Source organism: Hymenobacter elongatus (assembly GCF_004745955.1).
Taxonomy (GTDB): Bacteria; Bacteroidota; Bacteroidia; order Cytophagales; family Hymenobacteraceae; genus Hymenobacter; species Hymenobacter elongatus.
On sequence record NZ_SRLD01000067.1, the window covers coordinates 1 to 11,567 of the forward strand.

Below are 11,567 nucleotides of genomic sequence, written 5' to 3' on the forward strand. Positions count from 1 at the left end.
CCAACGGCGCACAGCGGGTCTTGACCTTGCGCGTCTGCGCGATGAGTAACCGATGGCAGCTGGTACGCCAACACATTGAACCCTTCAACACGGCCAGGGCGGCGTAGCGACAATTTGGGTTGCACCCAAGGATAGTAATGGTTCTCCTGAGATACAAGTACCGCATCTTTGGGATGGATGATAGACAGGTCATCGAAATAAACGGGCTGGTTGCCATCGTTGAGCAGTTGCACGATGATATAGCCGGTGCGCGATTGACCCGTGCCCATACTGGATGTCGGTAGCCGCACTTGCAGGTTAGCCGTGACTAAGCGCCAATTGTAGTCCTCCGTGACAGGCACAGTTTGCTGGCCCGAAGACACGACTTCGTCCTGGTCATTATAGAGCGTCCAGCCAATGGAAGCACTGAGCACCCGCGGAACCAGTGGTTGCAGAGAAGCGGGCGAGGTGAGCGACTTCTGGCTCAGGGCCGCCAGCATGCCCGTAGCACTCAGCTGAATTCCTGGGACGAAACGCGCCGGCCGACTGCCTCCATCCAACGTCGGTGGGCCCGCAGGCGTAAGCGTTGGCTGCAGGGCCCACAAAGGATTCAACTTTGGCATTGTGGGCCCCGCAGCAACCGGTGCTGATCGATTGTACTGTACGCCATTGGGAGTCATGCAGTACACTTCTACGCGTAGCTGATCACCATCGGCGACCGGGATGCGGTTTCTGGGTCCGGGCTGGTAAGTAGTGACCGCAGCTGCGTATTCGACGCTGCGGGAAAAGGCATCGGTCCGGGACGGTGATGCATTCTGGAACTTGGGGTAGGGACCTTCCTCGTTCACAGGATCATCCATCGTTAAGCGTAGCTCTTCCGTTTGGCTTTGAGCCCGAAAGGCTACGCGTAGGTTGCCCAAATGGTCGCGCAGATGATACTCGTACGTAAGGCGTGCAGGCGCTGCCGGGTCTACGAGAGCCCGGCCTTCCGATGTTGGCACGGAAAGCAAACCAGTGGTTGTGGGAGTCGTTTCGTACACGAATCCATCGATGAAATGCTGCGTTTTCACAGTAACGCCGTTGGCCACTTGTCGCTTTTGCAGTACGCTGCCGGACGCGTCGTAGGTGTAATCCAGATAGCTGGTACCAACGGTTTGACGCTGTACCTTATTAAGGGCGTTGAACGTGTAGGTTACGCCCTTGTTATCATCCCGGGTGATACTGCCATTCCCATCATAGCCATATTCGTTGGCAGTGTTCTGGTTCGGGTCACGGAACCCTCGGGTACTCCCGCTGGCATCGTCAATTGCCGTTTGACGATTGCCTTCGTAGGCATATGTCAGATTATCGATGAGTTGGACTGGTGCTGCATCCGTGTCTTTGGTATAGCGCAGGAGTTGTTTAATGTTTCCGTTGGCATCGTAGCGGAGCACCCGCTCGTTGAAAGCACCAACTTCTAGGGACCAGGTACCCGAAGTTTGGTTCTTGGCTGCATACGCGGCAGTTATCAAGCGGCCATAGCCATCGAAGCTGAAGCGGTAGCTACGCTCCCGTTCGGGCGTATCAGTCGCACTGGGTCGAGCAGCATTGTGTGCCTGCCAACGCACGGCCGAAATACCCCCATCAAAGCGGGCGGTGTTGTTCAATCCCGTTTGCGTTTGCTCCCGCACTAATTCTAACCCAAATACATCTAACTCTGGGTTGGTCGTCAGATCCGCTTTATTGATACTCATCAACTGACCGTGCAGATTATAGCGGAAGTCCACAGACTGCAGGAATGCTTGGCCCTGATCCCGGCTGTGCAGCTGCTTGCGGACGAGCTGGCTTTGCGCATCGTAGGTGTGACGGGCGACAAGCACCTCGGGTTCAATTTGCCCGTTACGCTCATGCTGTTGCCAGACGCTTAGCAGGCGGCCCGCATGATCATAGGCGAAGCGGTTACGCACCTTTACCAGGGAAGTACCCGTGCTCTGGGTCTTCAGCGTGCTTAGCACCTGGGGCACGAACCCTTGTTCCCGGTATACCAGCGTGGTAATATCATTCAGGCCCGACGCGGTTTGCAACAGGTTATCAGACTGCTTCTGAATTAGGTTATCGTATTGGTCATAGAACAAGACAGATGTCAGCCAACTCCCGTAGGTACCGTCCGCCTTCACCACCCGCTTGCGCCCCACCGTTTGTAATCTGCGGGTCCGTTCTGTCGCTATGGGCTGAAGAGAGGAACCTAATGCCTGGGCTTGATAGCTGTAGTCTGCGGTTCCACTCCCATCTAAGTCGGCCTTGGTTAAAAGTTTGGTCCAAAAGTTAATTGACGACCTTATCAACAGCTACTTTTTACCCGAATAGGAGTACCGACCAAGCGTTTTGCCAACGATAAATATGCCTTTAAAGCATTCTGGTGGCCATCGGTGGAGATAAGAGTACAGTTTTCCCGTCCCGCAGGCTGAGTTGTTTGTACTTTGATCGCTGAACAAGTTATCTGTACTAAACTGACTTGTTTCCACCTCGATTTGCCTAGAGTCAAACGGTTAGACGAGTTGTACAGATATAGGGAGGTTTCACTATACAAACCGGCCCCAGCGAGTTCTAAACGCCATGTTTTAGCAAGCAACTGCCCAGTTTGCAAGCACTTCGCTTAACTTCTGTACCAAACTTTTAACCGAGGCCAGAGTTGCCAGCTGATCACGTAGCGCGAGTGCCAGTCGAGCACGGCGGCCAGATACAAGAAGCCCTTGGCCATGGGCACGTAGGTAATATCGGTGCTCCACACCTCGTTCGGGGCGGTGACTGGGCGGTCCCGCAGCAGGTAGGGATAGGGCGTGATTCCCTGCCCAGGCACTGATAGGCGTGGTTTGGGGTAGACCGGCTCGTGGCCCATCAGGCGCATGAGGCGGCGCACGCGCTTTTCGTTGACGGCGTGACCGGCTAGGCGCAAATGGTCGCGCAGGCCCAGGACGCCCTTGAAGTTGTGGGCTGTGAATTCCTCGTCGAGCAGGCGCATGAGTTCAAGGTTGTAGGCGCTCTCGCCGCAGGGCTGGTAGTAGAAACTACTGCGTGCCAAGCCCAGGGCCTGGCAACGGGCCTGCACCGAGCTGGCCGGGTCGGCGTGGGCCACCAAGGTGCGTTGCTGGGCTACCGACATGGCCCCAGCGGTTTTTTTAGCAGCGCGTTTTCCACTTGCAGCCGGCCAATGGCCGCGTATAGGGGGCCTCTCAGGAAACGGAAAAAATAGCACGTTAAGGCCTGGATAGAGGCCTCAGGGGCTGAAATTTGCCCGTTGCGCGTTTGGTGCGCCACGAATAGTCGCCCGTCAGGTTGATATGCTCCCAGCCCAGCGGCGATAAGTAAGACAAGAGCGCCTCGTCCACGGGCTGGCCGTGGGCCCGCAGGGCCTGCACGGCGCGCTGCACATACACCGTGTTCCAGAGCACGATGGCGGCCGTGAGCAGGTTCAGGCCGCTGGCCCGGTAGCGCTGCTGCTCGAAGCCCCGGTCCCGGATTTCGCCCAGCCGGTGGAAGAAGACGGCCCGGGCCAGCGCGTTCTTGTCCTTACCCAAATCTTTTTCCGACTCCCTGGAGGTAGCGCTACGGCCTTTTTTTGCTGGCTGACACGGCCTAAAAAACAGCAAATCAGTTTGGCAACCTCGCAAAAAAGCCCTTCCAGCCACATGGCAGGAAGGGCGTTTGAGTTTTGGGTAAGGACAAGGCCAGCGCGTTGCGGGCTTCGCCTTTGTTGAGCCCCACCTGTACGCGGCGGCGCAAGTCGACGCTCTGCAGCCAGTCCAAAATGAACAAACTCCGCTCGATGCGGCCCAGTTCGCGCAGGTCCACGGCCAGTCCGTTCTGGCGCGGGTAGCTGCCGAGCTTGCGCAGCATGAGCGAGGCGGTCACCGTGCCTTGTTTGATGGAGGTGGCCAGTCGTAAGATTTCTTCCCAATGAGCCAGAATGTGCCGCGCGTTGATTGTTCCACCCAGCAGCGGCTGCAGAGCCTCGTACGTCGGGGAGCCCGGCGGCACGTACAGCTTCGTGTCGCTCAGGTCGCGGATGCGGGGCGCGAAGCGGTAGCTCAGCAGCGGCATCACGGCAAACAGGTGGTCGGTAAAGCCGGCCGTATCGGTGTAGTGCTCGGCGATGCGCAGGTCGGATTCGTGGTAGAGCAACCCGTCGAGCACGTAGGTCGCATCGCGCACGCCGACGTTAATCACCTGACTACTGAAGGGCGCGTACTGGTCCGAGACGTGGGTGTAAAACAGCCGGCCCGGCTCGGCCCCGTACTTGGGATTGATGTGCCCGGTGCTCTCGGCGCGTCCCCCGGCCCGAAACCGCTGCCCGTCCGACGAAGAGGTGGTGCCGTCGCCCCAGTGGGCCGCAAAGGGCTGGCGCAGCTGGGCGTTGACCAGCTCGGCCAGGGCCAGCGAATAGGTGTCGTCGCGGATGTGCCAGGCCTGGAGCCAGGCGAGTTTGGCGGGGGTGCTGCCGGGGCAGGCCGCGGCCATTTTGGTCAGGCCTAGGTTCAGCCCATCGGCCAGCAGGGTGGTGAGCAGCAGGGCGTGGTCCTTGGCCGGGGCCCCGGTCTTCAGGTGCGTGAAGTGGCGGCTAAACCCGGTCCACTCGTCGACTTCCAGCAGCAGGTCCGTAATCTTGACGTGGGGCAGCAGGCGCGCCACCTGGTCAATCAGGGCCTGGGCCGCCTCCGGCACGGCGGCGTCCAGGGGCGTAATTTTCAGGCCGGCTGCCGTCAGGCTGGCATCCGGCAATTCGCCGGCGGCGGCCAGGCGGTTGACCGTTTCCAGTTGCTGGGTCAGGTGGGCGAGGCGCTGGCGGAGGTAGTGTTCGCCGTCGGCGTCGACCGCCAGGGGCAGCTCGCCGGCTTGGAGCAGGGCAGCAAACGGCTGGGCCGGCACCAGGTACTCATCGAAGTCCTTGAACTGGCGCGAACCCAGCACCCACATATCGCCCGAGCGCAACGCGTTTTTCAGTTCGGCCAGGGCGCACAGTTCGTAGTAGCGGCGGTCCAGCCCTTCCGCGGTCAGCACCAGTTTCTGCCACCGCTTGCTGATAAAGGCCGTCGGCGCATCGGTCGGCAGCTTGCGCCCCCCCGTCGCATTCATTGAGCGCAGCACCTCAATCGCCGCCAGCAGACTTCTCGCGGCCGGGGCTGCTCGCAGGGGCAGGGCCGCCAAAAATGCGGGGGCGTAGCGGCGCAGGGTGGCGTAGTGCTCGCCCACGCGGGGCAGGAAGTCGAAATCGGCTGGTTGGGCCAGTTGTTGCGCTTCGCTCACGCTGGCGGTGAATTCCTCCCAGGGCAGCACCGATTCAATAGCCGCAAATGGGTCCGTGCCCGTCGTGCGGGCCGTCAGCAGGGCCTGCCCAATGCGCCCGAACAAGCGCACCTGCTGATTAATGGCCTTGCCCGCGGCCTGGAACTGCTGCTGGTGTTTGTTTTTGGCCGCGTTGAACACCTTGCCCACGATGCGGTCGTGCAGGTCGAGCAACTCGTCCAGCACCGTGGCCGTGCCTTCCAGCGCCAGGGCCACCAGCGTGGCCAGGCGGCGGGCGGGTTCGAACCGGGCCAGGTCGGCCGCGGTCATCTGCGCCCCCTCGCGGGCGATTTTGAGCAGCCGGTTCTGGTGTACCCGCCGCGCCAGGTCGGCCGGCAGGCCCAGGCGTTGCCACGCCGCGAGGCGGGCCAGGTGTTCCACCATCTGGCGCGACGTCGGGGCGGCGGGCGCTTGGCGGAGCCAGGCCAGCCGGGTCCGGCTGCGGCCCTCGTGGCGGGTGAGCAGGTCTTCCAATCCCTGCCGGGTTTCCGGGGTAAGGTCCTCGGTCAACGTGTCATAAAGCTGCCGATTGGCCCGCGTCAGGGCTTCCGCGCTGAGCCGTTCGAGGACGGCCACCGCGGGCAGTAGAATGCCCTGGCGGCGCAAATGCCCCATCAGGACCTGGACGAGCACCACGCCTTTGTCCGTTTGCAGCGCGACGTCGGTTAGCCAGGGCACGGCAGTCCGGTAATGCGGCAGGGCAAACGTCTGGAACCCGAAGGCCGCTTGCAGTTCCACCAGGTGCTCGCGCCGGGTTTGCTCCCGCCGGCCATAAACGGCCCACTCCAGGGCCGGGAGCTTCAGCTGCGCGGCCACGAAGGCGAGCAGGGAGGGGGCCGGCACCTGGTCCAGGCCCAACACCACGCCCGGAAAGCGCAGGTAGCAGAGTTGTACGGCGAAGCCCAGGCGGTTGGCCGCGCCGCGGTGCTGGTGAATCAACGAGCGGTCGGCCTCACTGAGCGTGTAGTGCCGGATGAACTCCTCGGAGGTTTCGGGCAAGGCGAGCAGTTGCTCCCGCTCGGCGGCGGAGAGCGTAGAACGACGAGGCATAGGCAACTAGAGGTATGGGGAGACCGGTAGGCTAGAAGAAGGCGCCCCCCTCTTCTATGCCAGCACAAGTCAATAGAAAGACGGTTTCTGGATGTACACTAAAACGAACGTATTTCTGTACAAGTCAGCCGGCGCCCCCCGCTGGGGTAAAGCCACGCCAAACCCAGCCGATTTGGTACAGAAAACTTGTTCAGCAATCAAAGTACAAACAAGGGTACCTTCGTGACGGATAACCTGTACTTTGCCCCATGAAAATCGGCTACGCCCGCGTCTCGACCCGCGACCAGAACCTGGAACTGCAACTCGATGCCCTGACCAAAGCGGGCTGCGAACTCATTTACCAGGAGAAGGTGTCCGGGGCCAGCACCAGCCGCCCGGAGCTGGAGCGGCTGCTGACGCAGCTGCGCACCGGCGACACGGTCTACATCTACAAGCTCGACCGCTTGGGGCGTTCGCTCAAGCACCTGCTCAAAGTAGTGGGCGACCTGCAGCAGATGGGCGTGGGCCTGGTCTCCCTGACCGATGCCATCAACACCACCTCGGCACAGGGCCGGCTCGTGTTTAATCTGTTTGCTTCGCTCGCCGAGTTCGAGCGCGAACTGATTCGCGAGCGCACCCACGCCGGGCTGGCCGCGGCCCGCGCCCGGGGCCGGGTCGGCGGCCGCCAGCGGGGCCTCTCGGAGCAGGCCGAACGCACGGCCATCATTGCCGAAACGCTCTACCGCGAGCAGCAACTCGGCGTCAACGAGATTGCCCAGCGCCTGAACATCTCCAAGGTCACCCTCTACAAGTACTTACGCCACCGCAAAGTGGTCATCCATGCCCACCGAAAGCCGGCAGTTGACAAGGCCGCCGATTAACTTTTGTACCAAACTTTTAACCAAGGCCACCATAGCAGGCCTGCGCGACCAGGCGTTGCTAGGCTTCGTCGGCGCCTTCTGTGGTTTGTAAAAGGATTAGCGCGTACTCATTTACTAAATGAGTGGGGAAAATTACCATCACTATTAGCCTGGCCGACCGATTTTCAGATAAATTTTCATTAACATGAAAATTTATTATATTGTATATCAGTGAATTATGCCATTAAAAGAGGATGTGATTTTGTCTGTTATATTTTTCGTGATACTTTTGAGGGTCATGAAAAATCAAGCCTTATGAACACCGTTCTACGCCCCGCCATCAACCTCACCGATTTTAAGAGCCAAATTCCGGGAACGGAGTTACAGGTCATCATCAGAGCCGTTGAGGACGCCATGCAAATGACGATGGAAATTGAAGGGGTGGACCCGTTCACTCCCCACTTCCGGGCAATTTACTCGGCGTGCTTGTTTCCTCGCATCTGGGGCATGCTTGAAAAGGTTTTCGCTGGCCAAGAGACGTGGGAGGTGAAAAAGAGCCGCATGACGTTTACCCTCATTAAGAAAGGCGTTTGCCAATTCCACTTCTATAAAGGCAACGCTAAGTCAGCGTTTAAAGCAACCTCCAAACGGCAGAAAGCCATCATCCAAGGCGAGCTATACGGCGATTTGGAGGAATTGCCCAGTGTCATTCTGCAGCACTTCTCGGACCGCATGAACTCCGAACTGGTCGGGTTTCACGCCTTGTTCTTTGTACGGGGTAAGCTGGTAGAGGACTTTGATATTCTGCACCAGAATTCCATTACGCAGTCCGGATTACCTACTGTTCTCAAACCCAAAACAGTAGAGGAGCTTGTCCCAGGCCTGACAGTTCGATTCAAGCCCAAAGACAAAAACAAGGCTACTCCAGCCAAAACTCAAACCCGCAAAACGAAAGGATAAATAATCATGGAGACTCGGTTCAATTACCAAATGCTGGAATTAGCCCGGTCATCACGCGGAATCACCCAAAAGGAGCTGGCGGCGCTTATTAACCGCACCCAAGCAGCAGTATCTCAATGGGAACATAATTTGCGCGAGCCTAACGAAGAAGATATTTCAACGCTTTCAACGGTGTTGAACTATCCCACTAGCTTTTTCTACCAGGAAGACATAGATGCTTACCTGCCGCCAGTGCAGGGACATTACCGCAAAAAAGCGGCCCTCAAGGCAGTATCCCGTACGCAGTTGGAAGCACACTTTCGCCTATTAGGCGGATGGGTAAATAAACTGCAAGACGTAATTGAGCCCGAGGATGGCATTGCAAAACCTGATTTTTTGGATGATACCCTCACAGACACTTCTCCTGAGGACTTAGCCCGACAACTTCGAGCTAAGTGGCGCATACCAAACGGGCCGTTACGAAGCCTTACTACGCTGCTTGAAAACCACAAAATTGTGGTCGCCAAGACGTGGATGGCCAACGAAAATGTAGACGGGTATAGCTTTTTTACCCGGTCGGGTATGCCTGTCATTTACGTGAACAAAGACGTGGCCATGGACCGGCTTCGATTCAACATTGCCCACGAGCTAGGCCATTTGGTAATGCATTCAGATTGCTTACCCGATGCGGAAAGAGAAAATGAGGCGCACCGGTTTGCTGCTGAGTTCCTAATGCCACGCTTCGACATTGAAGATCAACTCAGAGGGTTACGATTCGAGAGCCTATTACCACTAAAGGCCAAATGGGGCTGTTCGATGGCGTCGCTGCTCTATCGTGCGAAACAGTTGAAGCTGGTAAATGATGACCGTTACCGCAGTCTGGTCATCGAGTTGTCGCCGTACCGCAAGAAAGAGCCCGTAGATGTGGCCAAGCATGGTTTTGTCGAACACCCCCAATTACTGGGCGAAATGGTTCGGTACCACGTGGAGGAAATGGAGATGACCACCACCCAATTAAAGGGCATGCTGCACCTCAATGATGCCGACTTCAGCCAGCTAATGCTATCAATTGGCCGAGGAAACGGGGGCATGTATGTTTCCCACCGCTAGTGCAGCTTGTAATCAACCACTTTTAAATCAACAAACTGACTACAAACCGCTTAAGCTCAAACCGGCTGCCACAGGTCTGGTTGAACTGCATTCAATCTACTCACCAGTAACGAAGTAAAGTATATGGCACAGTGTACAGCACCATCAAGAGGACATCGCACAGCGAGTGCAGCAGCGGAATGCCCCGCATGTGGTGGCCACTCCCGCGGCTACGGTTCTTCATACTCATCCCCATCCTACTACACCCCATCCTACTCGTCGGGGTATAGCTCGAGCAGCCGCAGCAGCGGGGGTGGGTCCGGCAGAAGCCAAAAGGCGAGTTGGTCGCGACCAGGTTCGGTCGTTCTGTACACCCCTACCGAGGTGCGGGCGCTCACCCCTATCCGCCAAAATATCGAGAATCGCTCGTCCGTACCCGACCTTCGGGACGTTTTTCTTTGCCACGCATGGGACGACCGGCAAGGGGCTGCCAAGGACCTGCATGATTTGCTCGTGTCGCGCGGAGTCACGGTTTGGTTTAGCGAGAAGGACGTCCTCCTCGGTTCTCCCTTGCTCCGCGAAATCGATAAGGGGCTGGCCAAGTCGCGCGTTGGAATCGTACTAGTGACCCCTGCGCTGCTACGCCGCCTAAAAAACGAGGGTATCGCCGACAAAGAACTTTCGGTACTTCTGGCGCGTGAGCTACTCGTTCCCATCGTGCACAACACGACGTATGAAGACCTCCGCGAAGTCAGTCCTTTGCTCGGCTCGCGGACTGGCCTAAACACCGCAGATGATTCGATGACAGACGTCGCAGCTAGGCTAGCTGACTTGGTCGTCCTCTAGCGCTGCTGCCCGCACAGGTTTGCCACTCAAGGCTGCTGCCGAAAGCCCTCCGTCGCTTGAAATGGCCAGCGCTACGCCATCGGGTGGCCGAAATAGGTACGCGGATTTTGCTGCCCTTTTTCACGGGACTCCCCCGCGGCCGTTCCTCCACCAAGCCACTACACCATGACCATCAATCCGGAATTACTCACGACCGTGCGGGACCTCATCACGCAGGCGCGCCAGCAAGCAGTACGGGCCGTCGATGCCGAGCGGGTCCTCCTCTACTGGCACATCGGGCGGGTGATACTGGACGAAGAGCAGCATGGAGCCGACCGGGCCACCTACGGCAGCCGCCTCATCAAGGGCCTGGCCACAGAGTTACAGCCGCAGTTTGGCAGTGGATTTTCGGGGCGCCAGTTGGAACGCTACCGCCAGTTTTACCGCACCTTCCCCATTGCGTCCGCCCTGCGGACGCAATTGAGCTGGACGCATTACAAAACGCTTATCAGCCTTGACAATGCTGATAAGCGGGAGTTTTACCTGGCCGAAGCTGCCAAAAACAACTGGTCGGCCCGGCAGTTGGAGCGGCAGGTCAACAGCCAGCTCTTCGAGCGCCTGCTGCTGAGCAACGACGTGGCGGCCGTGCTGGCCGTGGCCCGTCAGGAAAAGCGCCCCACGGAGGCCCGCGACATCATCAAGGACCCCATGGTGCTGGAGTTTCTGGGCCTGAAGCGGGAAGCCGCCTACTACGAGCGCGACCTGGAAACCGCCCTGATTACGCACTTGCAGGAGTTTCTGCTGGAGCTGGGCAACGGCTTTTCGTTTGTTGCCCGGCAGCAGCGCCTGCACCTTGACGGTGACGACTTCTTCGTGGACCTGGTATTCTACAACCGGTTGTTGCAGTGCTTCGTGCTGGTCGAAATCAAAACCGATAAGCTCACCCACCAGGACCTGGGCCAGCTCCAGATGTACGTCAACTACTATGACCGCTTGGAAAAGCTGCCCCACGAAAACTCCACCATTGGCATTCTGCTCTGCGCCGACAAGAACGACGCGGTGGTGAAAATCAGTTTGCCGGCCGATAATCAGACCATTGTCGCGAGCAAGTACCAGCTGTATTTGCCCACGGAACAGGCGTTAATCGCGGAGGTGAAGAAGGAGATTGAAAAGTTGGACCAAGCGTAGCGGCATGAAGTCCTGATGCTGGCGACAGCGCGTCTGGTGGAGCCGAGCGAGGGGCGCTGATGCGCGAATAATGTTTCCTTTAAGTGATCCTATAAGGGTCGGCTGGAAATACCCATGAAAAGCACTTCTACATGCTGGGAACGCCACTCCAAAAACCATCCAGTAAGGGCCCCTTCATTGGCCACAGGCCACCTAGACATCACAGCTTATTGACCTCCTCCCAATTGCTGGACCGGCCTGAAGTAGAGAATCAGGCGGTTTGAAGCTCGACAGTACTGGCGGCTGCCATGACCTGATCGGGCGTTAAATTCTGCAGCGAGCTGTGGGGTCGGAAAC

The 11,567-nt window shown here is 58.2% G+C and carries 6 protein-coding genes and 3 pseudogenes; 5 read left to right on the plus strand and 4 right to left on the minus strand.

Translation table 11 applies throughout. The annotated features are described in order from the left end of the window. The 4 genes and pseudogenes from E5J99_RS20155 to E5J99_RS20170 all read right to left on the minus strand — a co-directional run. Positions 1–2,093, minus strand: a pseudogene (locus E5J99_RS20155) (hypothetical protein); the annotation flags it as partial. A gap of 521 nt (positions 2,094–2,614) precedes the next feature. After that, positions 2,615–3,121 (minus strand): DDE-type integrase/transposase/recombinase, encoded by a 507-nt coding sequence (locus E5J99_RS20160; protein ID WP_135499615.1) that lies wholly within the window; start codon positions 3,119–3,121, stop codon positions 2,615–2,617. Positions 3,122–3,215: 94 nt separating this feature from the next. Beyond that, positions 3,216–3,521 (minus strand): annotated as a pseudogene (locus tag E5J99_RS20165) (Tn3 family transposase); the annotation flags it as partial. Positions 3,522–3,696: 175 nt separating this feature from the next. Then, positions 3,697–6,351: pseudogene (locus tag E5J99_RS20170) on the minus strand (Tn3 family transposase); the annotation flags it as partial. 248 nt (positions 6,352–6,599) lie between these two features. Between E5J99_RS20170 and E5J99_RS20175 the strand changes: the two are divergent. From E5J99_RS20175 to E5J99_RS20195, 5 genes are all read left to right on the plus strand, one after another. Next, positions 6,600–7,211, plus strand: a complete 612-nt coding sequence (locus E5J99_RS20175; protein WP_135499616.1) for a recombinase family protein — start codon at positions 6,600–6,602, stop codon at positions 7,209–7,211. A 210-nt stretch (positions 7,212–7,421) separates the two neighbouring features. Next, complete coding sequence (locus tag E5J99_RS20180) at positions 7,422–8,150, plus strand: hypothetical protein (RefSeq protein WP_135499617.1); 729 nt, start codon at positions 7,422–7,424, stop codon at positions 8,148–8,150. A gap of 30 nt (positions 8,151–8,180) precedes the next feature. Further along, positions 8,181–9,239, plus strand: a complete 1,059-nt coding sequence (locus E5J99_RS20185; protein ID WP_167852262.1) for an XRE family transcriptional regulator — start codon at positions 8,181–8,183, stop codon at positions 9,237–9,239. A gap of 363 nt (positions 9,240–9,602) precedes the next feature. After that, on the plus strand, positions 9,603–10,064 hold the full coding sequence (locus E5J99_RS20190; protein ID WP_245319137.1) for a toll/interleukin-1 receptor domain-containing protein: 462 nt from the start codon (positions 9,603–9,605) through the stop codon (positions 10,062–10,064). 165 nt (positions 10,065–10,229) lie between these two features. After that, positions 10,230–11,231: a PDDEXK nuclease domain-containing protein gene (locus tag E5J99_RS20195; protein WP_135499620.1), complete on the plus strand. Its 1,002-nt coding sequence runs from the start codon at positions 10,230–10,232 to the stop codon at positions 11,229–11,231. Positions 11,232–11,567: the final 336 nt, after the last annotated feature.